We start from the raw sequence: 23,679 nt of genomic DNA, 5'->3' as shown, positions 1-23,679 counted from the left end.
GTCACCTCGGGGCCCTCAGAGAGGTAGGGTCGGTGGTGGTCGGGGACATCCCAAACAGAGCTCGCCGGCACCGCATGGCCGGCGTACCAACGAGGAGATCGGTTCGTGACGATCCGCGTAGGCATCAACGGCTTCGGCCGCATCGGGCGTAACTACTTCCGCGCACTGCTGGAGCAGGGCGCGGACATCGAGGTCGTGGCTGTCAACGACCTGGGTGACACCGCGACCACCGCTCACCTGCTCAAGTACGACACGATCCTGGGCCGCCTCAAGCAGGAGGTCTCCCACACCGCCGACACCATCACGGTCGACGGTCACACCATCAAGGTGCTGTCCGAGCGCAACCCGGCGGACATCCCCTGGGGCGAGCTGGGTGTCGACATCGTCATCGAGTCCACCGGCATCTTCACCAAGAAGGAAGACGCCGCGAAGCACATCGCCGGCGGCGCCAAGAAGGTCCTCATCTCGGCTCCGGCCAAGGACGAGGACATCACCATCGTGATGGGCGTCAACCAGGACAAGTACGACCCGGCGAACCACCACGTCATCTCCAACGCCTCCTGCACCACCAACTGTGTGGCGCCGATGGCGAAGGTCCTCGACGAGAACTTCGGCATCGTCAAGGGTCTGATGACCACGGTGCACGCGTACACGAACGACCAGCGCATCCTGGACTTCCCGCACAAGGACCTGCGCCGCGCCCGTGCCGCCGCCGAGAACATCATCCCGACCACCACGGGTGCCGCGAAGGCCACCGCGCTGGTCCTCCCGCAGCTGAAGGGCAAGCTGGACGGCATCGCCATGCGCGTCCCGGTCCCCACCGGCTCCGTCACCGACCTGGTCGTGGAGCTCGGCCGCGAGGTCACCAAGGAAGAGGTCAACGCCGCCTTCCAGAAGGCCGCCGAGGGCGAGCTGAAGGGCCTCCTGGAGTACACGGAGGACGCGATCGTCTCCTCCGACATCGTCAACGAGCCGGCCTCCTGCACCTTCGACTCCTCCCTGACCATGGTCCAGGAGGGCAAGAACGTGAAGGTCATCGGCTGGTACGACAACGAGTGGGGCTACTCCAACCGCCTCGTCGACCTCACGGTCTTCGTCGGCAACCAGCTCTGATCGCCAGCAGGACCCCGAAGTGAGAGCAGGGCCCGTGCAGCGCACCGCCGCGCTGTCCGGGCCCTGTCCCACGTACTGACCACGTCCTTTTACGATCAGGTGCACCACGAGCCCTCCTGTAGGAGTCCACTCAATGAAGACGATCGACGAACTTCTCGCCGACGGCGTGAGCGGCAAGCGGGTCTTCGTCCGCGCCGACCTCAACGTGCCGCTGGCCGACGGGACGATCACCGATGACGGCCGCATCCGCGCCGTCCTGCCGACCATCAAGGCCCTCGCCGACGCCGGCGCCAAGGTGGTCGTCGCCTCGCACCTGGGCCGCCCCAAGGGCGCCCCGGACCCCGCCTTCTCGCTGCTGCCCGCCGCCGAGCGCCTCGGCGAACTCCTCGGCGCCCCGGTCGCCTTCGCCCAGGACACCGTCGGTCCGGCCGCCCACGACGCCGTCGACGGCCTCCAGCCCGGCCAGGTCGCGGTCATCGAGAACCTGCGCTTCAACCCCGGCGAGACCGCCAAGGACGACTCCGAGCGTGGCGAGTTCGCCGACCGGCTGGCCGCCCTCGCCGACGTCTACGTCGGTGACGGCTTCGGCGCGGTCCACCGTAAGCACGCCTCCGTCTACGACCTCCCGGCCCGGCTGCCGCACTACGCCGGCTACCTGATCGCCACCGAGGTCGGTGTCCTCAAGAAGCTCACCGAGGACGTCAAGCGCCCCTACGTGGTCGCGCTCGGCGGCGCCAAGGTCTCCGACAAGCTCGCCGTCATCGACCAGCTGCTCGGCAAGGCCGACCGGCTGCTCATCGGCGGCGGCATGGCCTACACCTTCCTCAAGGCCAAGGGCTACGAGGTCGGCATCTCCCTCCTGCAGGAGGACCAGATCCCGGCCGTCACCGAGTACCTGGAGCGCGCCGAGAAGCAGGGTGTGGAGCTCGTGCTCCCCGTCGACGTCGTGGTCTCCCGGGAGTTCCCGGACCTGAAGACGAAGGCGCCCACCGAGAACACCGTGGTCGACGCGGACAAGATCCCCGCCGACCAGGAGGGCCTGGACATCGGCCCGAAGACCCGAGAGCTCTACGCCTCGAAGCTCGTCGACGCCGCGACCGTCTTCTGGAACGGTCCCATGGGCGTCTTCGAGCACCCCGACTACGCCGAGGGCACCAAGGCGGTCGCCCAGGCACTCGTCGAATCGGACGGCTTCAGCGTCGTCGGCGGCGGTGACTCCGCCGCGGCCGTGCGTACGCTCGGCTTCGACGAGAACGCGTTCGGCCACATCTCGACCGGTGGCGGCGCCTCCCTCGAATACCTTGAGGGCAAGACGCTCCCCGGCCTCGCCGCACTGGAGGACTGACCCCGCATGACGACCCGCACGCCGCTGATGGCGGGCAACTGGAAGATGAACCTCAACCACCTTGAGGCCATCGCACACGTCCAGAAGCTCGCCTTCGCCCTGGCCGACAAGGACTACGAGGCCGTCGAGGTCGCCGTCCTGCCCCCCTTCACCGATCTGCGTTCGGTGCAGACCCTGGTCGACGGCGACAAGCTCAAGATCAAGTACGGCGCCCAGGACATCTCCCAGCACGACTCCGGCGCCTACACGGGCGAGATCTCCGGCCCGATGCTGGCCAAGCTCAAGTGCACCTACGTGGTCATCGGCCACTCGGAGCGCCGCCAGTACCACCAGGAGACCGACGAGACCGTCAACGCCAAGGTCAAGGCGGCCTACAGGCACGGCCTGACCCCGATCCTGTGCGTCGGCGAGGAACTCGACGTCCGCCAGGCCGGCAACCACGTCACCCACACCCTCGCCCAGATTGAGGGCGGTCTGAAGGACCTGCCGGCCGAGCAGGCCGAGACGATCGTGGTCGCCTACGAGCCCGTCTGGGCCATCGGCACCGGCCAGGTCTGCGGCGCCGACGACGCCCAGGAGGTCTGCGCCGCCATCCGCGCCAAGCTCGCCGAGCTGTACTCGCAGGACGTCGCCGACAAGATCCGCATCCAGTACGGCGGCTCCGTGAAGTCCGGCAACGTCGCCGAGATCATGGCCAAGGCCGACATCGACGGCGCCCTGGTCGGCGGTGCCTCGCTGGACGCCGACGAGTTCGTCAAGATCGTGCGCTTCCGCGACCAGTGATCCTGGTTGTGAGTAGGCGGTAGCCGCGATACGTCGTACTCTTGCGGGGGCACGGCCGGCGTGCTGTGCCCCCGTCGTCCATCCGATTCCGAGGAAGTTGGTCCAGCCGTGGTTTTGGGGTTCTCGATCGCCCTGATCGTCTTCAGCCTGCTGCTGATGCTGCTGGTGCTGATGCACAAGGGGAAGGGCGGCGGCCTCTCCGACATGTTCGGAGGCGGCATGCAGTCCTCCGTCGGCGGTTCCTCGGTCGCCGAGCGCAACCTCGACCGGATCACCATCGTGGTGGGCCTGCTGTGGTTCGCGTGCATCATCGTCCTCGGCATGCTGATGAAGACGACCAGCTGACACGCGAACAGCACAATCCGCTCGTAAAGCCCCATGTTCGGCACGCGCCCCCGAGCGCGGCCTATCATGGGGCTTGCGTCTGGATATGGGGGGCCGGTAACTCCAATCACTGGACGCGCGTTGGGCCTTACGTAGACTGAGGCGCTCGCAGCGAAGCGAAACGCCGACTCACTTCGCGGCACCATCACGCAGGGAGTTACGACCGTGGCAAGTGGCAACGCGATCCGAGGAAGCCGGGTCGGGGCGGGGCCGATGGGCGAGGCCGAGCGCGGCGAGTCCGCGCCGCGTCTGCGCATCTCCTTCTGGTGCTCCAACGGGCACGAGACGCAGCCCAGCTTCGCCAGCGACGCGCAGGTTCCCGAGACCTGGGACTGCCCGCGCTGCGGCTTCCCGGCCGGCCAGGACCGGGACAACCCGCCGGACCCGCCGCGCACCGAGCCGTACAAGACGCACCTCGCGTACGTGCGGGAGCGGCGCAGCGACGCGGACGGCGAGGCGATCCTCGCCGAGGCGCTCGCCAAACTGCGCGGCGAGATCTAGGACTTTCACCGGCCGGGTGCCCGCGGGCGCCCGGCCGGAGCCGCATCACCGCCCGGCGCCGGCCGATTGTCAGTGGTGCCCTCTACGGTTCTCGTGAAGGCGGGAACCGTCAGGGGGAGTTGTGACAGGGATCGGGACAGCTGTGACAGCCGGGGCGGCGCAGAGGCGTGCGCTCGCGTGGCGCGGAGGTTTCGGACGGCTGTGGAGCGCCGCCGTGCTCTCCAGCTTCGGTGACGCGCTGCGTACGGCCGCGCTGCCGCTGCTCGCCGCCTCGCTGACCGACCGGCCCCTGCTGATCGCCGCCGTGACCGCCTGCGGCTACCTGCCGTGGATCGTCTTCGGACTGCTCGGCGGGGCGGTCGCCGACCGGGTGGACCAGCGGCGGGCGATGTGGACGGTGGACGCGGTACGCGGACTGCTCGTCGCCTCCTTCGCGGTGGTCGTCGCCCTGGGGCACGCCTCGATCACCCTGCTCGTCGCGCTCGCCTTCACCCTGACCACCCTTCAGACGCTCTTCGACAACGCCGCCACGGCCCTGCTGCCGGCGCTGGTGGACCGGGAGGCACTCGGCGGCGCCAACGCCCGGCTGCTGACCGGACAGAAGATCACCGGTGGGCTGCTCGGGGCACCCGCCGTGCCGGTCCTGATCGCCGCGGGGGCGGCCGTGCCCTTCGCGGCCGACGCGGCCACCTTCCTCGTGGCCGCCGCGCTGGTCGGGTTCCTCAGGACCAACGCGGTCGAACGCGCGCCGAGACCGGCGGGCGGCACCCTGCGCCGGGACATCGCCGAGGGACTGCGCACCCTGTGGCACGACCGGGCCCTGCGCGGACTGTGCGCCTCCACGGCCCTGTGCAACGTCGGCATGGGCGCCCTGATCGCCACCCTGGTCGTCCTCGTGACCGGCTGGCTGGGCGCGGGCAGCGGCGGATACGCGGCCGCGGCCACCGCGTACACCGTCGGCGGGCTGGCCGGGGGAGTCGCGCACCGGTGGGTCACGGCCCGGACCGGCGCCCTGCGGGCCGTGCTGCTCGCCGGCACCGTGCAGACCGGCGCCCTCGTCGTCATGGGCACCGTGCGCAGCCTGGCCGCCCTGACGGTGGCCCTCGCGGTCTTCGGGTTCATGGGCATGCTGTGGAACGTCAACTCCACCACCCTGATGCAGCAACGCACCCCCGCCGACCTGCTCGGCCGGGTCGGCTCGGCGTTCCGCACCCTGGCCGTCGCGGGAGCGCCGCTGGGCGCGCTCCTCGGCGGTGCCGTGGCCACGGCGTGGGGGCCCGGCACGCCGGCCCTGCTCACGGCCGTCTTCTTCGTCCTGTCCGTCCTGTCGCTGATACCGGTCCGCACGGCGGACGTACCTGTTGTCGCGCCGGACGACGGCGTCACGACGGCTCACACCGTGCGGTGATCAATTAGGTTGGAACAGCTGGGACAGGCACGAAAGAAGGCTGAAGTCGGATATGAACGCAGACGGCCGTACCAGGCTCAACCAGACGCCCGAATGGGCCGCGCTCGCCAAGCACCGGGAGGAGCTGGCGGACACCCACCTGAGGGACCTGTTCGCCGCCGATCCCGCGCGGGGCAGCGGGTACACGCTCCAGGTCGGCGACCTGTACATCGACTACTCGAAGCACCTGGTCACCGACGAGACGCTGCGGCTGCTGCGCGAGCTGGCCGCGGCGACGGACGTCTTCGGCCTCAGGGACGCCATGTTCCGCGGCGAGAAGATCAACGTCACCGAGAACCGGGCCGTGCTGCACACCGCGCTGCGCGCCCCGCGCGACGCCGTCGTCGAGGTCGACGGCGAGAACGTGGTTCCGGCCGTGCACGCCGTGCTCGACAGGATGAGCGACTTCGCCGAGCGGGTCCGCTCCGGCGCGTGGACCGGCCACACCGGCGAGCGCATCAGGAACGTCGTCAACATCGGCATCGGCGGTTCCGACCTCGGCCCCGCGATGGCCTACGAGGTGCTGCGCAGCTTCACCGACCGCGATCTCACGGTCCGCTTCGTCTCCAACGTGGACGGCGCCGACCTGCACGAGGCCACCCGGGACCTGGACCCGGCTCAGACGCTGTTCATCATCGCCTCCAAGACCTTCACCACCATCGAGACCAGCTGCTGGGCATCTGGTACGGCAACTTCCACGACGCCCAGACCCACGCGGTGCTGCCGTACAGCCACTACCTCTCCAAGTTCACCGCCTACCTCCAGCAACTCGACATGGAGTCCAACGGCAAGTCGGTGCACTACGAGCACAAGGTGTTCGTGCAGGGCGCGGTGTGGAACATCGACTCCTTCGACCAGTGGGGCGTGGAGCTGGGCAAGGTCCTCGCCAAGCGCGTCGAGCCCGCGCTCACCGAGGGCGCCGAGGTCCCGGGCCTGGACGCGTCGACCAAGGCGCTGGTCGCCACGTACCGGGAGCTGCGCGGCCGGAGCTGAACCGTCCGCGGGCCACCGCCGCAGCGGCCCCGGCCGGTTTCGTCCGCCCGCTCGGGCTCCCGCTCAGCCCACCGCGCTCAACGTGTCCGCGAGGCGGCGGCGGGCCGAGCGGGCCGCCGGCAGCGTGGCCAGGGCCGCCGCGCCCAGCACGGCGGCCGTGCCCAGCAGGAGCAGCAGACCGGGGGAGGGGGACTGGGCGATGCCGGCCCCGATGCCGCTGGAGCCGCCCTGGGCGTCGATCAGCCGGCGGGCCAGCGGCAGCCCCAGCGCCGTCCCGGCGACGACCGCCGCCAGGGCCGTACAGCTCGTCGCCGTCACGGTGATCGCGGTGATCTGCCGGGGGGACATGCCGATCGCCCGCAGCGCCAGCACGTCCCGCTCGCCCTCGCGGACGCTGCCGCCGATCGCGGTGAGCAGCTCGACCAGTCCGATGAGGGCCAGGACGGCGATCAGCCCGGCGACGACACCGCGCAGCGGGGACAGCCCGTCGGCGGGGTTCGTCACGGGATGCACCTCCAGGTGGCCGCGGCCGGCCGAGACGAGCGCGGCGGCCACCCGGTGCGGGTCGGCGTCGGCGCGCAGCCGCAGTTCGTAGAAGGCGGGGACCAGCCCGGGGTCGTTCTCGCGGAGGGTGTCCAGGGAGGTGGTCACGACCCGGCCGGCGTTGCGCGGTTCGAGGACGCGGCCCACGATGTGCAGGATCTGCGGCCGGTCGCCCACCGTCATCCGCACCCAGTCGCCGACCCGCGCGTGCAGCAGGTCGAGCAGGCCCTGGCCGGCCACCGCCTCGTCCGGTCCGCGGGCGGCGCGGCCCTCGGCGAGGGCGTACGGGTAGGGCTCGGCGCGGGTGCCGACGCCGCGCAGGGCGATGGTGCCGGTCTGGCCGGGGACCAGCGCGGCCACCTCGACGCCCGGGTAGGCGGCGCGGACCCGGGTGTCGCGCGTGAGCACGGCCCGTACGCCGGACGCGTCCAGGGCGCCGTCCGAGCGGACCGTGAGCGTCGTCGGCAGCCCGACCCGCTCGGGGCTGCTGTGGAAGCGGTCGAGCGTGGTCCAGGAGCTGAGCGCCACCACGATGAGCAGCAGCGGAAGGGTCAGCCGGGCCACGGTGGCCAGGGACCGGCCGCGCCCGGCGAACGCCTTGTGGCAGCCGAGGACCAGCGCGGCCGGCAGCCGCAGACCGAGCGCCCGCCGGGCCGGTCCGCTCAGCCCGCCGCCCTTCGGGGCGGCCGGACGCGGCACCGGAACCGGCGGCACCCGGCCCGCCCGCCAGGCCGCGAGCCCGGTGGTCAGGCCGATGAACAGCACCGCGCCCGCCGGGACCGCGCACAGCGCCAGACTGTGCCCGGGCAGCCCCTGCCACACCCCCACCGCGTCCCCGAGCCGCCCCGGGACCAGGCTGCCCAGCCCCTCGGTGAGCGCCGCCGCGGCGACGGCCCCGAGCACGGCGTACGCCAGGTGCTGGAGCAGGTAGATCCGGACGACCTGGCCGGGTGTGAAACCGATCGCCTTGAGGACCGACAGGTCGCGCAGGTGTCCGCGGATGCGGGTGGCGATCGCGCCGTGCACGGCGAACCCGGCGGCGACCAGGGCGCCCAGGCCGAACAGCCCGAGCACCTGGCCGAGCAGCCGGCCCGTGCCCTGGGCCTCGGCGCGGGCCTGCTGCCAGGTGGAGACCTCCCCGACCGCGCCGGCGCCCAGCACGGTGACGGCGCGCTGGACGGCGTAGTCGGTGTCGGCGGGGTCGTCGAGCCGCAGCCCGATGACCTGGCCGGCCGGGGCGCGCACCGCGGAGGGCGGCGCCCACACCAGGCCCGGCTGCTCACCGGGGCGGTAGGGGGGTTCGGCGCTCTCCGCGATGCCCTCGACGGTGAGGGTGCGGGCCGTGCCGGGCAGCGTCAGGGTGTCGCCCGGCTCGGCCAGCAGGGCGCGGGCGAGGCTGCTCTCCAGCACCACCCCGTCCGGCAAGGCCGGGTCCAGCCAGCGTCCGGCGGTGAGCAGGGGCCGGCCGATGGCGGGCGGGCGCGGGGTGCCGCGCAGTTCCACCAGGGCGCGGGTGCCGCGGGCGGCGACGGTGGCGGACTCGGTGCGGTAGGGGCCGGCGACGGAGGTCACGCCGTCGAGCCGGGCCAGCTCCCGGGCGTCGGCGGACGGCGCGGTGTGCAGCCACACGTGCGCCCCGCGCGCCTCGGCGAAGGTCCGCTGCCAGGGGTTGGTGGCGTACCCGAACAGGGCGGTGGCGAGCAGCAGGGAGGCCACGATGCCGGCGGTGGCCAGCACCAGGAACAACGCCTCGCCGCGGTGCGTCCGCAGGTCGGAGTGCGCCCAGCGCAACGTGGCCCGCACGTCCCTCAGGTCCGGCACGGTCAGTCCCTCAGCTCCAGCACCCCGGAGATACCGCCCCGCCGGGGCGACGGCGTGGCGTCCAGGGTCGCGTCGTCGGCGATGCGGCCGTCGAAGAAGCTGATCACCCGGTCCGCCGCGCTGGCCAGCCGGGCGTCGTGGGTGACCAGGACGATGCTCTGGCCGCGCGCGTGGAAGCGCGACAGCAGCCGCATCACCTCGCGGGTGCCCTTGCTGTCCAGGCTGCCGGCCGGTTCGTCGGCGAGCAGCAGCGGCGGATGGTTGACCAGCGCCCGGGCCAGCGCGACCCGCTGCTGCTCGCCGCCGGACAGCTCGCCCGGCATGCTGCGCTCCTTGCCCTCCAGGCCCAGCTCGGCCAGGAGCGCCTCGCGCTCGGCGCGGGCCTTCTTCTGCGGGACGCCGGCCAGCAGCGCGGGCAGCTCGACGTTGTCGGCGACGGACAGGTTCGACACCAGGTTGAAGAACTGGAAGACGATCCCGATGGCCTTGCGGCGCTCCACCGCCCAGCGGGCCTCGCCGAAGGCGTCCGTGCACCGGCCGTCGAGCCAGACGCTGCCGGCGTCCGGCCGCTGCAGCCCGCCGAGCAGGTGCAGCAGCGTGGACTTGCCGGCCCCGGACGGCCCGGTGATCGCCACGAACTCGCCGCGGGCCACGCTCAGGTCCACCCCGCGCACGGCGTGCGCGGGCGCGCCCTCGCCGTGGTGGGTCTTCACCAGACCCTCGGCGCGCAGCACCGGAGCGGGGTGCTCGGTCATTCCAGTTCCTCCTGGCACCGCTCCAGCCAGTCGAGGTCGGCCTGCAGGTGCAGCATCGCGCCCTCGATCAGCAGCTGGGCGATTCGGTTGTCCCGGTTCTCGGCCGCGGCCAGTTTCGACAGGTCGCGCATGGTGTTGAGGTACTGGCGCCGCTGGCGGTTGATGAGGGCGATCTGGTCGGCGATACCGGTCTGCGGGGCCAGGGCGAGCTTCATGAAGAACTCGTCCCGCACCCGCGGCTCGTCCTCGGTCTCCTCGAACCAGACGCGCAGCGCCTCACGCCCGGCCTCGGTGAGGTGGTAGACCTTCTTGTTGGGCCGGCTGGACTGCTCGACGTCCTCGCCCGCGATCAGCCCGGACTTCTCCAGGCGGCCGAGGGTGACGTAGATCTGGCCGACGTTCGGCTGAGGGTACGCGGAGCCCAGCAGTTGCTCAAGGTCCTGTTTCAGCTCGTAGCCGTGGGCCGGGCCGCGGGCCAGGAGTGCCAGGAGGGGCAGGCGCACTCGTGCTGTCCTCCTGTCTGCTCCATGTGCTCCAGGCCCTAGTATCGCGCATACCTAACGGGTATACATGGCCTCGGTCCTCGGACGAGGGTGGGCAAGGGTGCCCGTGGTGCCGGTGTACAGGGAGGAACCTATGCGGTGGATACGCGCCGCCGGTAGGGGCCTGCTGGTTCTCGTGGTGATCATGACCGGGTACGTCACCTCCGGCGCCCGCGCCGACGAGGCGGCCGGCGGCGGGCGCGGCCCGCTCACCCTGGCCACCGCGGGTGACCTCACCGGCTATCTGGGCCCGCTGCTCCAGGGCTGGAACCGCACGCATCCCGGTGAGAAGGTCACCCTGGTCGAGCTGCCGGACTCCGCCGACGAGACGCACGCGCAGATGACGACCGACCTGCGCGGCGGCGACCGGGGCCGGTTCGACGTGCTGAACATCGACGTCGACTGGACCCCGGAGTTCGCGGCGGCCGGCTGGATCCGCCCGCTGCCGCGCGACCGCTTCCCGCTGGACAGCTTCCTGCCGCCGGTGGTGGACACGGCCACGTACGACGGTCGGCTGTACGCGGTCCCGTATGTGACGAATGCCGGACTCCTCCTGTATCGCAAGGACATTCTCGCCAAGGAGGGCGTGTCCCCGCCGCACACCTGGGGCGAGCTGGAGCGCGACGCGAGGACCATCGCGCCGAAGTACGGGCTCGACGGCTACGCGGGCCAGTTCCTGCCCTACGAGGGCCTGACCGTGAACGCGGCCGAGGCGGTGTACTCGGCGGGCGGCACGATCCTCGGCGGCGAGGGCACCCGGGTCACGGTCGACTCGGCCGCCGCCCGCGAGGGCATCGGCTTCCTCGCCCGCGGCCTGCGCGAGGGCTGGATCCCGAAGCGGGCGCTGACCTACAAGGAGGAGGAGTCCAAACAGGCCTTCCAGGACGGCAGGCTGCTCTTCCTGCGCAACTGGCCCTACGCCTACGCCGTCGCCTCGGAGCGGGGCTCGAAGGTCGCCGGCCGGATCGGCGCCGTACCGCTGCCAGGCCCCGACGGCCCGGGGACCAGCGTGCTCGGCGGCTCCAACCTCGCGGTCAACTCCCACGCCCGGCACCCGGACTCCGCCGCGCGCCTGATCGCCTACCTCACCAGCGCGCCCGTGCAGCGCCAGGTGCTCACCCGGGGCGCGCTGCCGCCCGTACGCGCGGGGCTCTACGAGGAGCCCGCGCTCGCCAGGCGGTTCCCCTATCTGCCGACCCTGCGCACCGCCGTGCTCACCGCCCGGCCGCGCCCCAAGAGCCCGCACTACGACCAGGTGAGCCTGGCCGTGCAGGCGGTCGTGCAGGACGCGCTCACCGGACGCCAGACGCCCGGGCAGGCCGTGCGCCGGCTGGCGCGCGAACTCGACGCCATCGCCCGACGCTAGTTACTTGTTAGGTAACGCCACCATCACGACTGCTGTCGCCTTGGGGTGATTTGTTGGCGTTTGCGAGCCCAACCGGCCAGTATCTTCCGTTCACTTCGTTGACACCTGAGTGCGCCGCCTACCTAACATGCATGCATAACAGCCCCCCTTTCAGAGACAGGTTCCACAGGGTTGAACAGGCATCATTGGTGGCGGGACGCCGTGATCTACCAGGTGTACGTCCGCAGCTTCCTGGACAGCACCGGCGACGGCATCGGCGACCTCTCGGGCGTCCGGGCCGGGCTGCCGTACCTGAAGAAGCTCGGCGTCGACGGGATCTGGCTCAGCCCGTTCTACCCCTCGCCGCAGCACGACCACGGCTACGACGTCGCCGACTACCGTGACGTCGACCCGGTCTTCGGCGACCTCGCCGAGTTCGACCTGCTGATGGCGGCGGCCCGGCGCCTCGGCATCAAGGTGCTCCTCGACATCGTCCCCAACCACTGCTCCAGCGAGCACCCCTGGTTCCGCGAGGCCCTCGACAGCGCCCCGGGCAGCCCGGCCCGCGCCCGCTTCCACTTCGCCGACGGCCGCGGCCCCGACGGCAGCGAGCCGCCCAACAACTGGCACGCCATGTTCGGCGGCCCGGCCTGGACCCGCGTCGCCGACGGCCAGTGGTACCTGCACATGTTCACGCCCGAGCAGCCCGACTGGAACTGGCGCAACCCCGAGATCCCCGCCGAGTTCGACCGCACCCTGCGGTTCTGGCTCGACCGGGGCGTGGACGGCTTCCGCATCGACGTCGCCGCCGGCCTGTTCAAGCACCCGGACCTGCCCGACTCCGACGACCCGGAGGCCGACGCCCGCACCCGCGACTCGGTCAACCCGCTCGCCTGGAACCAGCCCGAGGTGCACGAGGTGTGGCGCCGCTGGCGCGCCACCTGCGAGGAGTACGGCGCCCGGGACGGCCGCGAACGCCTGCTGGTCGGCGAGGTCTCCGTCCCCACCGCCCGCGAACACGCCCTGTACGTGCGCCCCGACGAACTCCACCAGGCCTTCTTCTTCGACCTGCTCGGCGCCGCCTGGGACGCCGACGCCTTCCGCAAGGTCATCTCCGAGGCGATGCAGGACATCGCCGGCACCGGCTCCACGGTCACCTGGGTCCTCAACAACCACGACCAGGTCCGCACCGTCACCCGCTACGGCGAACCCGCCCCCGAGGGCAGCGGACTCGGCACCGCCCGCGCCCGCGCCGCCGCCCTGCTGATGCTGGCGCTGCCCGGAGCCGCGTACATCTACCAGGGCGAGGAACTCGGCCTGCCCGAGGTCGTCGACCTGCCCGACGACGTGCTCACCGACCCGATCTTCCGGCGCACCGGCAGCCGCGCCCGGATCCGCGACGGATGCCGGGTGCCGCTGCCCTGGTCCGGGCAGGCCTCCCCGTTCGGCTTCACCTCCGGCGCCGAGGGCGCCAAGCCCTGGCTGCCCCAGCCGGAGTACTTCGCCGAGTACGCCACCGACCGCGCCCTCGCCGACACCCGCTCCTTCTGGCACCTGTACCGGGAGGGTCTGCACCTGCGCAAGACCCTGCCCCAGCTGGGCGACGGCCCGCTGGACTGGCTGGACACCCCGCCGGGCGTCCTCGCCTTCGTCCGCGGCGACGGCCTGGTCTGTGCCGTCAACTTCGGTACCGCCCCCACGCCCGCGCCGGTCTCCGGCACCCCCCTGCTGTCCAGCGGCCCCTGTGCACCGGGCGTCCTGCCCGGCGCCACGGCGGCCTGGTGGCTGAACGACCTCTGATCCACCGCCTCTTGAAGGGACATCAACGATGATGCGACGCCGCACCACCCTGCTCACCAGCTGCATCGCCCTCACGCTCGCCCTCGGTGCCACCGCCTGCGGCGGCGGGGACGTCTCCGCCGGCGGCGGCGACAAGGCCCTGAGCGGCCAGACCGTCACCGTGGCCGGCGTCTGGTCCGGCAGCGAGCAGAAGAACTTCCAGAAGGTGCTGGACGCGTTCACGGAGAAGACCGGCGCGAAGACCCAGTTCGTGTCGACCGGCGACAACGTCTCCACCGTCGTCGGCAGCAAGATCGAGGGCGGCAACGCACCCGACGTCGTGATGGTCCCCCAGGTCGGCGTGCTGCAACAGTTCGCCAAGAAGGGCTGGCTGAAGCCGCTCTCGCCGACCGCGCAGCAGACCATCGACGCCGACTACGCCCCCGTGTGGAAGAAGTACGGCAGCGTCGACGGCACCCTCTACGGCCTCTACTTCAAGGCCGCCCACAAGTCGACGGTCTGGTACAGCCCCGACGCCCTCACCCAGGCCGGTGTCAAGCCCCCGAAGACGTACGCCGACCTGCTCAAGGCCGGGCACACCGTCTCCGACTCCGGACTCGCCGCCTTCGCCGTCGCCGGACAGGACGGCTGGACCCTCACCGACTGGTTCGAGAACGTCTACCTCTCCCAGGCCGGCCCCGAGAAGTACGACGCCCTCGCCGCCCACAAGCTCAAGTGGACCGACCCGACCGTGGTCGAGGCGCTCACCACCCTCGGCAAGCTGTTCAAGGACAAGCAGCTGATCGCGGGCGGCCAGAAGGGGGCCCTGAACACCGACTTCCCCGGCTCCGTGGAGAAGGTCTTCGGGCCCAAGCCCGAGGCCGGCATGGTCTACGAGGGCGACTTCGTGGCCGGGGTCGCCCACGACCAGTACGGCAAGGCCATCGGCAAGGACGCCGGCTTCTTCCCCTTCCCCGCGGTCGACGGCGGCACCGCCCCGGTGGTCAGCGGCGGTGACGCGGCCGTCGTCCTCAAGGACGCCAAGAACGCCAAGGCCGGCATGAAGCTGCTGGAGTACCTCGCCACCCCCGAGGCCGCGGCCGTCTGGGCGAAGGCCGGCGGCTTCCTGTCCCCGAACAAGAAGCTGGACCCCGCCGCGTACGGCGACGACGTCACCCGTGCCACCGCCAAGTCCCTGGTCGGTGCCGGCGACTCGGTCCGCTTCGACATGTCCGACCAGGCCCCGGCGGCCTTCGGCGGCACCAAGGGGGCCGGCGAGTGGAAGCTGCTCCAGGACTTCCTGCGCGACCCGTCGGACCCGAAGGGCACCGCGGCGAAGCTGGAAGCCGCGGCGGCCAAGGCCTACCAGGACTGAACGGCAGCACCATGACCGCCACCACTGCTCTGAAGCGGCAGGCGGCCCCGCGGGCCGCCGGCCCGGCGCCCGCGCGCCGCGGCCGGCGGCGCGGCCGGCTCATCGCCCTGCTCTTCGTCCTCCCCGCGCTGCTCCTGCTCGGCGCCCTCGTCGTCTACCCGGTGCTGTTCTCCGTCGGCCGCAGCTTCTTCGACGCCTCCGGCACCCGGTTCGTCGGCGGCGCCAACTACACCGAGATGTTCCGCGACCCGGCCACCCTGAAGGCCATCCGGAACACCACCATCTGGGTCGTCGTCGCCCCCGCCCTGCTCACCGGCCTCGGCCTGATCCTGGCCGTCCTGGTGGAGAAGGTCCGCTGGGCGACCGCCTTCAAACTCCTGCTGTTCATGCCGATGGCGGTGTCCTTCCTCGCCGCCGGCATCATCTTCCGGCTCGCCTACGACGAGGACCCGGACAAGGGCGTGCTGAACGCGGCCGTCGTCTCCGTCCACGACGCCTTCCAGGGCACGTCGACCTACCCGACCGCCCGCGGCCGCACCGGCCTGCTCACCCAGGACCCGGACGGCTCCTACCGGACGACCGCCTCGGCGGGTGACACCGTGACCCTCCCGATGGTCGGCGTCCTGCCCAAGGACCTGCCCCGGGACGCCGCACCCGCCCGCACGGCGGCCGGCCGCAAGGCCGCGCCCGGCGAGCTGCGCGGAGTCGTCTACCTGGACTTCACCCCCGGCGGCGGCGGGAAGCAGGGCGCGGTCGACCCCGAGGAGAGCGGTCTGCCCGGCATGACGGTCCAGGCGGTGCGGGACGGCAGGACGGTCGCGAGCACCACGACCGCCGCCGACGGCTCCTTCCGCTTCCCGGGGCTGGAGCGCGGCTCCTACACGGTGAAACTGCCCGAGTCGAACTTCGCCCCGCCCTACCAGGGCATCTCCTGGCTCGGCCCGACCCTGGTCACCCCGGCGATCATCGGCGCCTACCTGTGGATCTGGACCGGCTTCGCGATGGTCCTGATCGGCGCCGGCCTGTCCACGCTGCCCCGGGACGCGCTGGAGGCGGCCCGCATGGACGGCGCGAACGAGTGGCAGATCTTCCGCCGGATCACCGTGCCGCTGCTCGCACCCGTCCTCACCGTGGTCTTCGTGACCCTCGTCATCAACGTGATGAAGGTCTTCGACCTCGTCTACATCATCGCGCCCGGCCCGGTGCAGGAGGACGCCACCGTCCTCGCCACCCAGATGTGGCTGGTCTCCTTCGGCGGCGGCAACGACCAGGGCCTCGGCAGCGCCCTCGGCGTCCTGCTCCTGCTCCTGGTGATCCCCGCGATGGTCTTCAACGTCCGCCGTTTCCGACAGAGTCAGCGATGAGGAGTCAGCGATGAACGCGATCAGGCGCGGCCTGGGCAGCGGCCTGGTGCAGGCCTTCCTGGTGGTCATCGGGCTGGTCTGGCTGACCCCGCTGGCCGGACTGTTCGTGTCCTCCCTGCGCTCGGCCCAGGACACCGCGAAGGGCGGCTGGTGGACGGCGCTGGCCGCGCCCGGCCGGCTGTCCTTCGACAACTACTCGGCGCTGCTGAAGAACTCCGGCATGACGCAGGCCTTCTGGAACACGGTGCTGATCTCGGTACCGGCCACCACCCTGGTCGTCGTCATCGCCGCCCTCGCCGGATACGCCTTCGCCTGGCTGGACTTCCCGCTGCGGGAGCCGCTGTTCCTGCTGGTGGTGGCCCTGCTGGTGGTGCCGGTGCAGATCGGCCTGCTGCCCGTCGCCAAACTCTTCGGCGCGCTGGGCCTGTTCGGCACGATCCCCGGGGTCGTCCTCTTCCACGTCGCCTACGGCCTGCCCTTCGCCGTCTTCCTGCTCCGCAACTACTTCGCGGACATCCCGAAGGAGATGCTGGAGGCGGCCCGGATGGACGGCGGCACCGAGTGGCGCATCTTCACCCGGCTGGTGCTGCCGGTGGGCCGCCCGGCGCTCGCCTCGCTCGCCATCTTCCAGTTCCTGTGGGTCTGGAACGACATGCTGGTCGCCCTGCTCTTCGCGGACAGCTCCGCCCAGCCCCTGACCGTGGAACTCCAGTCGCAGATCCGCCAGTTCGGCAGCAACATCGACGTCCTCGCGCCGGGCGCGTTCCTGTCCCTGATCGTGCCGGTCGTGGTGTTCTTCGCCTTCCAGCGGCACTTCGTGCAGGGCGTGATGGCGGGGTCGGTGAAATAGCGGCGGCGGGGGCCGGAGCCCCCGCCGCGGCTACACCCCCGCGGGCGTCACGGAGACGCCGGCGGATACAGCGACCTGGGCAGCCGGGAGGCCGCCGCCGAGTCCAGGAGCCACAGGGTGCGCGAGCGGCCGTACGCGCCCGCCGCCGGGGCCTGGATCTCGCCCGCGCCCGACAGGGCGATGGCCGCGGCCTCCGCCTTGTCCTCGCCGGCCGCGAGGAGCCAGACCTCGCGGGCCGCGCGGATCGCCGGAAGGGTCAGCGAGATCCGGGTGGGCGGCGGCTTCGGGGCACCGTGCACGCCGACCACCGTGCGCTCGGTCTCCCGTACGGCCGGCAGCTCCGGGAAGAGCGAGGCCACGTGGGTGTCCGGGCCGAGGCCCAGCAGCAGGACGTCGAAGGCCGGCACCGCACCGTGGTTCTCCGGTCCGGCCGCCTTCGCCAGCTCCGCCGCGTACGCCTCCGCGGCGGCCTCGACGTCCGAGCCGTACGGGCCGTCGGAGGCGGGCATGGCGTGCACGCGCTCCGGGTCCAGCGGCACCGAGTCCAGCAGGGCCTCGCGGGCCTGCGTGACATTGCGCTCGGGGTCGCCCTCGGGAAGGTAGCGCTCGTCGCCCCACCACAGGTCCAGGCGGCCCCAGTCGACGGCGTCCCGGGCGGGGGCCGCCGCCAGCGCGGCCAGCAGGCCGTTGCCGTTGCGACCGCCCGTGAGGACCACGGACGCGGTGCCCCGGGAGGCCTGCGCGTCCACGATCTTCGTGATCAGGCGGGCCGCGGCGGCCTGCGCCATCAGCTCCTTGTCGTGGTGGACGACCAGCTGCGGAGTGCTCACTTCGCCGTCGCCTTCCTCGCCGGTGCCTTCTTCGCGGTCTTGGCCGCCGCCTTCTTCGCGGGGGCCTTGGCCGCATCCTCGACCGGTTCCGGTTCCGCGGCCGGCTCGGCCGTGGTCCCGGTCTCGGAGGTCTGCTGCGCGACCGTGTCCAGCCGGTCCACGCCGTAGCGCAGCGCCGACGCGTAGGTGTCGTCCGGGTCCAGCCGGCGCAGCTCCTCCGCGATCAGCTCGGCGGTGTCCCGCCGCTTCAGCGCCACCGCGCGGGCCGGCTGGCCCTCGATGGACAGCGTGGCCAGCGAGCCGTCGGCCCGGTCCAGCACGATCGGGCCCTGGCTGGTGTCCATGCGAACCGCGGTCAGACCGGGACCGGAGGACAGCGAACGCCTCACGGGCAGGTCCAGCCGGTCCGCGAGCCACATCGCCAGCAGCTCACAGCTCGGGTTGAACTCCTCGCCCTCCACCTCGACGGCCTTCACCTCGCAGGTGACCTGGTCCAGGGCCGCCGCCAGCATCGAGCGCCACGGCGTGATCCGGGTCCAGGACAGGTCGGTGTCGCCGGGCGTGTAGGCCGAGGCACGGGCGGACAGCTCCCGCACCGGCTCCTCGGCGGCGTAGGTGTCGGTGACCCGGCGCTGGGCGAGCGCGCCCAGCGGGTCCTTCGCCGGGTCCAGCGGGGCGTTCACCGGCCACCACACGACCACCGGGGCGTCCGGCAGCAGCAGCGGCAGGACCACCGAGTCGGCGTGGTCGGCGGCCTCGCCGTACAGCCGCAGGACGACCGTCTCGCCGGTGCCCGCGTCCGCGCCCACCCGCACCTCGGCGTCCAGCCGCGAGGACGTACGGTCGCGCGGCGAACGCGAGACCCGCTTGATGACCACCAGCGTGCGCGAGGGGTGCTCGCGCGAGGCGTCGTTGGCGGCCTTCAGCGAGTCGTAGGCGTTCTCCTCGTCGGTGACGATGACGAGGGTGAGGACCATGCCGACGGCGGGCGTGCCGATGGCGCGGCGGCCCCGCACGAGCGCCTTGTTGATCTCTCCGGCGGTGGTGTCGGTCAGGTCTATCTTCATGGCCGCCGCCAGCTCCGTCCGTCTCGTGCGAGCATCTCGTCCGCCTCCACGGGACCCCAGGTGCCCGACTTGTACTGTGCGGGCCTGCCGTGCTTGTCCCAGTACTCCTCGATCGGGTCGAGGATCTTCCAGGACAGCTCGACCTCCTCCGTGCGCGGGAAGAGGTTGGCGTCGCCGAGCAGCACGTCCAGGATGAGCCGCTCGTACGCCTCCGGGCTGGACTCCGTGAACGACTCGCCGTAGGCGAAGTCCATGGAGACGTCCCGGATCTCCATCGAGGTGCCCGGCACCTTCGAGCCGAAGCGGACCGTGATGCCCTCGTCCGGCTGGACGCGGATGACGATCGCGTTCTGGCCCAGTTCCTCCGTCGCCGTGTGGTCGAAGGGGGAGTGCGGGGCCCGCTGGAAGACGACCGCGATCTCCGTCACCCGGCGGCCGAGGCGCTTGCCGGTGCGCAGGTAGAAGGGGACGCCCGCCCAGCGGCGGTTGTCCACCTCCAGCTTGACCGCGGCGTAGGTGTCGGTCTTCGACTTCGGGTCGATGCCGTCCTCTTCGAGGTAGCCGATGACCTTCTGGCCGCCCTGCCAGCCCGCCGCGTACTGCCCGCGCACCGTGTTGGCGCCCAGGTCCTTCGGCAGCCGGACGGCGCCGAGCACCTTCTCCTTCTCCGCGGCCAGCGCGTCCGCGTCGAAGGAGGCGGGCTCCTCCATGGCGGTGAGGGCCATGAGCTGGAGCAGGTGGTTCTGGATGACGTCGCGGGCGGCGCCGATGCCGTCGTAGTAGCCGGCCCGGCCGCCGATGCCGATGTCCTCGGCCATCGTGATCTGTACGTGGTCCACGAAGGACCGGTTCCAGATCGGCTCGAACATCGTGTTGGCGAAGCGCAGCGCCAGGATGTTCTGGACGGTCTCCTTGCCGAGGTAGTGGTCGATCCGGAACACCTGGTCCGGCTCGAACACCTCGTGCACGACCTTGTTGAGCTGCTCGGCCGACGCCAGGTCGTGCCCGAACGGCTTCTCGATGACCGCACGCCGCCAGGAACCGCCGGTCTGGTCGGCCAGACCGTGCTTCTTCAGCTGCTGGATGACCACCGGGAAGGAGCGGGGCGGCACCGACAGGTAGAAGGCGAAGTTCCCGCCCGTGCCCTGTGCCTTGTCCAGCTCCTCGATGGTGGCGCGCAGCCGCTCGAACGCCTCGTCGTCGTCGAAGGTGCCCTGGACGAAGCGCATCCCCTGGATGAGCTGCTGCCAGACCTCCTCGCGGAAGGGGGTGCGCGAGTGTTCCTTGACCGCGTCGTGGACGACCTCGGCGAAGTCCTCGTGCTCCCAGTCGCGGCGGGCGAAGCCCACCAGCGAGAAGCCCGGCGGCAGCAGACCCCGGTTGGCGAGGTCGTACACCGCGGGCATCAGCTTCTTGCGCGACAGGTCGCCCGTGACGCCGAAGATGACCAGGCCCGACGGCCCCGCGATACGCGGGAGCCGCCGGTCGGCCGGGTCACGAAGCGGGTTCGCTCCGGAACCGGAAACGGGTGACAACTCAGCCCTCCGAAGGGGCGAGGCGCTCAAGCTCCGCCTGGGTCGACTTGAGCAGGTCGTTCCAGGACGCCTCGAACTTCTCGACGCCCTCTTCCTCCAGCACCCGCACGACGTCGTCGTACGCGATGCCGAGGTTCTCCAGCGCGTCGAGGTCGGCGCGCGCCTGCTCGTAGGTGCCGGCGATGGTGTTGCCGGTGATCTCGCCGTGGTCCTCGGTGGCCTCCAGCGTGGCCTCCGGCATGGTGTTGACGGTGTTCGGGGCGACCAGCTCGGTCACGTACATCGTGTCCGGGTAGGCCGGGTCCTTCACACCGGTCGACGCCCACAGCGGACGCTGCTTGTTGGCGCCCGCCTTCTCCAGCGCGTTCCAGCGGTCGGAGGAGAAGACCTCCTCGTACGCCTGGTAAGCGAGCCGGGCGTTGGCGATGGCGGCCTTGCCGCGCAGCGCCTTGGCCTCGTCGGTGCCGATCGAGTCCAGGCGCTTGTCGATCTCGGTGTCCACGCGGGACACGAAGAAGGACGCCACCGAGTGGATCTTGGACAGGTCCAGGCCGCGTTCCCTGGCCTTCTCCAGACCGGTCAGGTAGGCGTCCATGACCGCGCGGTAGCGCTCCAGCGAGAAGATCAGCGTGACGTTGACGCTGATGCCGAGGCCGATGACCTCGCTGATCGCCGGGATGCCCGCCATGGTGGCCGGGATCTTGATGAGGGTGTTCGGGCGGTCCACCAGCCAGGCCAGCTGCTTGGCCTCGGCGACGGTGGCGTGCTCGTTGTGCGCCAGACGGGGGTCGACCTCGATGGAGACCCGGCCGTCCTGGCCGTTCGTGGCGTCGAAGACCGGGCGCAGGATGTCGGCGGCGTCGCGGACGTCCGCCGTGGTGATCATGCGGATGGCCTCTTCGACCGTGACCTTGCGGGCGGCCAGGTCGGACAGCTGCTGGTCGTAGCCGTCGCCCTGCGAGATCGCCTTCTGGAAGATCGTCGGGTTGGTGGTGACGCCCACGACGTGCTGCTGGTCGATCAGCTCGGCGAGGTTGCCGGACGTGATCCGCTTGCGCGACAGGTCGTCCAGCCAGATCGCGACGCCCTCCTCGGAGAGGCGCTTGAGTGCGTCTGTCATGGAATTACATCTCCTACGTGTCGTATATGAGCGTCAGCGCTGAGCGTCGGCGAGGGATTCCCGCGCCTTCGCGGCCACGTTCTCCGCGGTGAAGCCGAATTCCTTGAAGAGCACCTTGGCATCGGCGGAAGCACCGAAGTGCTCCAGGGAAACGATGCGGCCGGCGTCCCCCACGTACTTGTGCCAGGTCAGGCCGACGCCCGCCTCCACGGCGACTCGGGCCTTCACGGACGGCGGCAACACGGAGTCCCGGTACCCCTGGTCCTGCTGCTCGAACCACTCCACGCACGGCATCGAGACGACCCGGGTCGCGATGCCCTCGGCCTGGAGCTGCTCACGCGCCTCCACGGCCACGTGCACCTCGGACCCGGTGGCGATCAGGACGACCTGCGCCTCGCCGCCCTCGGCCTCGAACAGCACGTAGCCGCCCCGGGCGGCGTCCTCGTTCGGCTCGTACGCCGGCACACCCTGGCGGGTGAGCGCCAGGCCGTGCGGCTGGCCCTTGCCGAACTCCTTCGTCCAGCGCCCGAGGATCTCGCGCCAGGCGATCGCGGTCTCGTTGGCGTCCGCCGGGCGCACGATGTTCAGACCCGGGATCGCGCGCAGCGAGGCCAGGTGCTCGACCGGCTGGTGGGTGGGGCCGTCCTCGCCGAGGCCGATGGAGTCGTGCGTCCACACGTACGTCACCGGCAGGTGCATCAGGGCCGACAGGCGCACCGCGTTGCGCATGTAGTCGGAGAAGACGAGGAAGGTACCGCCGTAGACGCGGGTGTTGCCGTGCAGGGTGATGCCGTTCAGCTCCGCGCCCATGGAGTGCTCGCGGATACCGAAGTGGATCGTGCGGCCGTAGGGGTTGGCCTCCGGCAGCGGGTTGCCCTCGGGCAGGAAGGAGCTGTTCTTGTCGATCGTGGTGTTGTTCGAGCCGGCGAGGTCGGCGGAGCCGCCCCACAGCTCGGGGATCACCGCGCCGAGCGCCTGCAGGACCTTGCCGGACGCGGCACGCGTGGCGACGGCCTTGCCGGGCTCGAAGACCGGGAGCTTCTCCTCCCAGCCGGTGGGCAGCTCGCCCTTGCTGATCCGGTCGAACTCGGCGGCCCGCTCCGGGTGGGCGTCCCGCCACACCTGGAAGGACTTCTCCCACTCGGCCTTCGCCTCGGCACCCCGCTCCAGCGCCTTGCGGGTGTGCTCGATGACCTCGTCGGCGACCTCGAAGCTCCGCTCCGGGTCGAAGCCGAGGACGCGCTTGGTGGCGGCGACCTCCTCCTCGCCCAGCGCCGAGCCGTGCGCGGCCTCGGTGTTCTGCGCGTTCGGGGCCGGCCAGGCGATGATCGAGCGCATCGCGATGAAGGACGGCCTGTCCGTGACCTTCTTCGCCTCCTGGATCGCGGCGAAGATCGCCTGCGGGTCCAGGTCGCCGTCGGCCTTGGCCTCCACCCGCTGCACGTGCCAGCCGTAGGCCTCGTACCGCTTGACGGTGTCCTCGGAGACGGCGGTCTCGGTGTCGCCCTCGATCGAGATGTGGTTGTCGTCCCACAGCAGGATCAGGTTGCCCAGCTTCTGGTGGCCGGCCAGCGAGGACGCCTCGGCGGAGATGCCCTCCTGGAGGCAGCCGTCACCGGCGATGCAGTAGACGAAGTGGTCGAAGGGGGACTCGCCCTGCGGGGCCGCCGGGTCGAACAGACCGCGCTCGTAGCGGGCGGCCATCGCCATGCCCACCGCGTTGGCCACACCCTGGCCCAGCGGGCCCGTGGTGGTCTCGACACCCCTGGTGTGCCCGTACTCCGGGTGACCGGGGGTCTTCGAACCCCACGTGCGGAACGCCTTGAGGTCGTCCAGCTCCAGACCGAAGCCGGCCAGGTAGAGCTGGGTGTAGAGGGTCAGGGACGAGTGGCCGGCGGACAGCACGAAACGGTCGCGCCCCACCCACTCGGGGTCGGCCGGGTCGTGCCGCATCACCTTCTGGAAGAGGGTGTAGGCGGCCGGGGCCAGGCTCATCGCCGTACCGGGATGGCCGTTGCCGACCTTCTGTACGGCGTCTGCGGCCAGGACACGGGCGGTGTCCACGGCCCGCTGGTCCAGCTCGGTCCACTCAAGGTCTGTGGTGGTCGGCTTGGTGCTCACCCTGGGTCAGGGCTCCTCTCCACATGTCGGTCGCCGGTCGTCGGGGCATGGGCCCACCCGGCCGCC

Annotated in this window: 19 protein-coding genes and 1 pseudogene; 12 read left to right on the top strand and 8 right to left on the bottom strand. The window is 71.4% G+C overall.

Translation table 11 applies throughout. The annotated features are described in order from the left end of the window. Positions 1–105: 105 nt before the first annotated feature. The 7 genes and pseudogenes from gap (at position 106) to IG05_RS42745 (ending at position 6,566) form a co-directional block, all read left to right on the top strand. Positions 106–1,113, top strand: coding sequence for a type I glyceraldehyde-3-phosphate dehydrogenase (gene gap, locus IG05_RS0134365; RefSeq protein WP_030347989.1), 1,008 nt, complete (start codon positions 106–108; stop codon positions 1,111–1,113). 133 nt (positions 1,114–1,246) lie between these two features. After that, a complete protein-coding gene (locus IG05_RS49605; RefSeq protein WP_030347988.1) occupies positions 1,247–2,458 on the top strand; it encodes a phosphoglycerate kinase in 1,212 nt (403 codons plus the stop codon). Between the two features lie 6 nt (positions 2,459–2,464). Continuing rightward, on the top strand, positions 2,465–3,241 hold the full coding sequence (tpiA, locus tag IG05_RS49600; RefSeq protein ID WP_030347987.1) for a triose-phosphate isomerase: 777 nt from the start codon (positions 2,465–2,467) through the stop codon (positions 3,239–3,241). 108 nt (positions 3,242–3,349) lie between these two features. Beyond that, on the top strand, positions 3,350–3,586 hold the full coding sequence (gene secG / locus IG05_RS0134350) for a preprotein translocase subunit SecG (RefSeq protein WP_078894678.1): 237 nt from the start codon (positions 3,350–3,352) through the stop codon (positions 3,584–3,586). Between the two features lie 204 nt (positions 3,587–3,790). Beyond that, positions 3,791–4,126: an RNA polymerase-binding protein RbpA gene (locus tag IG05_RS0134345; RefSeq protein WP_003976875.1), complete on the top strand. Its 336-nt coding sequence runs from the start codon at positions 3,791–3,793 to the stop codon at positions 4,124–4,126. Between the two features lie 142 nt (positions 4,127–4,268). Further along, positions 4,269–5,534: an MFS transporter gene (locus IG05_RS0134340; RefSeq protein WP_030347985.1), complete on the top strand. Its 1,266-nt coding sequence runs from the start codon at positions 4,269–4,271 to the stop codon at positions 5,532–5,534. Positions 5,535–5,586: 52 nt separating this feature from the next. After that, positions 5,587–6,566, top strand: a pseudogene (locus IG05_RS42745) (hypothetical protein). A 63-nt stretch (positions 6,567–6,629) separates the two neighbouring features. On the opposite strand, the gene IG05_RS0134330 reads toward IG05_RS42745, so the two are convergent. From IG05_RS0134330 to IG05_RS0134320, 3 genes are read right to left on the bottom strand one after another with little or no spacing between them, the layout of a single operon-like run. After that, positions 6,630–8,912, bottom strand: coding sequence for an FtsX-like permease family protein (locus IG05_RS0134330; RefSeq protein WP_030347984.1), 2,283 nt, complete (start codon positions 8,910–8,912; stop codon positions 6,630–6,632). Positions 8,913–8,932: 20 nt separating this feature from the next. Then, the gene (locus tag IG05_RS0134325; protein WP_030347983.1) at positions 8,933–9,685 is read right to left on the bottom strand and encodes an ABC transporter ATP-binding protein; all 753 of its coding nucleotides are present in this window, start codon (positions 9,683–9,685) and stop codon (positions 8,933–8,935) included. Then, positions 9,682–10,188: a PadR family transcriptional regulator gene (locus IG05_RS0134320; protein ID WP_030347982.1), complete on the bottom strand. Its 507-nt coding sequence runs from the start codon at positions 10,186–10,188 to the stop codon at positions 9,682–9,684. The genes IG05_RS0134325 and IG05_RS0134320 overlap by 4 nt, the downstream gene beginning before the upstream one ends. A gap of 133 nt (positions 10,189–10,321) precedes the next feature. On the opposite strand from IG05_RS0134320, the gene IG05_RS0134315 reads away from it, so the two are divergent. The 5 genes from IG05_RS0134315 to IG05_RS0134295 all read left to right on the top strand — a co-directional run bounded on the left by IG05_RS0134315 (position 10,322) and on the right by IG05_RS0134295 (position 16,940). Then, positions 10,322–11,593: an ABC transporter substrate-binding protein gene (locus IG05_RS0134315; RefSeq protein ID WP_030347981.1), complete on the top strand. Its 1,272-nt coding sequence runs from the start codon at positions 10,322–10,324 to the stop codon at positions 11,591–11,593. Between the two features lie 171 nt (positions 11,594–11,764). Next, positions 11,765–13,372 (top strand): glycoside hydrolase family 13 protein, encoded by a 1,608-nt coding sequence (locus tag IG05_RS0134310; RefSeq protein WP_030347980.1) that lies wholly within the window; start codon positions 11,765–11,767, stop codon positions 13,370–13,372. Between the two features lie 28 nt (positions 13,373–13,400). Further along, the gene (locus IG05_RS0134305) at positions 13,401–14,726 is read left to right on the top strand and encodes an ABC transporter substrate-binding protein (protein WP_030347979.1); all 1,326 of its coding nucleotides are present in this window, start codon (positions 13,401–13,403) and stop codon (positions 14,724–14,726) included. 11 nt (positions 14,727–14,737) lie between these two features. Then, the gene (locus tag IG05_RS0134300) at positions 14,738–16,090 is read left to right on the top strand and encodes an ABC transporter permease subunit (protein WP_030347978.1); all 1,353 of its coding nucleotides are present in this window, start codon (positions 14,738–14,740) and stop codon (positions 16,088–16,090) included. A 10-nt stretch (positions 16,091–16,100) separates the two neighbouring features. Beyond that, the gene (locus IG05_RS0134295) at positions 16,101–16,940 is read left to right on the top strand and encodes a carbohydrate ABC transporter permease (RefSeq protein ID WP_030347977.1); all 840 of its coding nucleotides are present in this window, start codon (positions 16,101–16,103) and stop codon (positions 16,938–16,940) included. 47 nt (positions 16,941–16,987) lie between these two features. Here IG05_RS0134295 and pgl read toward each other — a convergent pair whose 3' ends face one another. Genes pgl through tkt form a run of 5 tightly spaced genes read right to left on the bottom strand, consistent with a single transcriptional unit; the run spans position 16,988 to position 23,613 of the window. Next, entirely contained in the window at positions 16,988–17,770 is a 783-nt protein-coding gene (gene pgl / locus IG05_RS0134290; RefSeq protein WP_030347976.1) for a 6-phosphogluconolactonase, read from the bottom strand. After that, positions 17,767–18,837, bottom strand: a complete 1,071-nt coding sequence (gene opcA / locus IG05_RS0134285; protein WP_030347975.1) for a glucose-6-phosphate dehydrogenase assembly protein OpcA — start codon at positions 18,835–18,837, stop codon at positions 17,767–17,769. The genes pgl and opcA overlap by 4 nt, the downstream gene beginning before the upstream one ends. Next, positions 18,834–20,372 carry a glucose-6-phosphate dehydrogenase gene (zwf, locus tag IG05_RS0134280; protein WP_030347974.1) on the bottom strand — a complete coding sequence of 513 codons (1,539 nt, stop codon included), beginning with the start codon at positions 20,370–20,372 and terminating at the stop codon, positions 18,834–18,836. Before zwf ends, opcA begins: the two co-directional genes overlap by 4 nt. 1 nt (position 20,373) lies before the next feature. Further along, the gene (tal, locus tag IG05_RS0134275; protein WP_030347973.1) at positions 20,374–21,492 is read right to left on the bottom strand and encodes a transaldolase; all 1,119 of its coding nucleotides are present in this window, start codon (positions 21,490–21,492) and stop codon (positions 20,374–20,376) included. Between the two features lie 33 nt (positions 21,493–21,525). Beyond that, positions 21,526–23,613, bottom strand: a complete 2,088-nt coding sequence (tkt, locus tag IG05_RS0134270) for a transketolase (RefSeq protein ID WP_030347972.1) — start codon at positions 23,611–23,613, stop codon at positions 21,526–21,528. Positions 23,614–23,679 lie beyond the last annotated feature (66 nt).

This window comes from Streptomyces sp. NRRL S-1022, assembly GCF_000720135.1.
Classification (GTDB): Bacteria; Actinomycetota; Actinomycetes; order Streptomycetales; family Streptomycetaceae; genus Streptomyces.
This window is presented reverse-complemented; position numbering and strand designations above follow the sequence as displayed.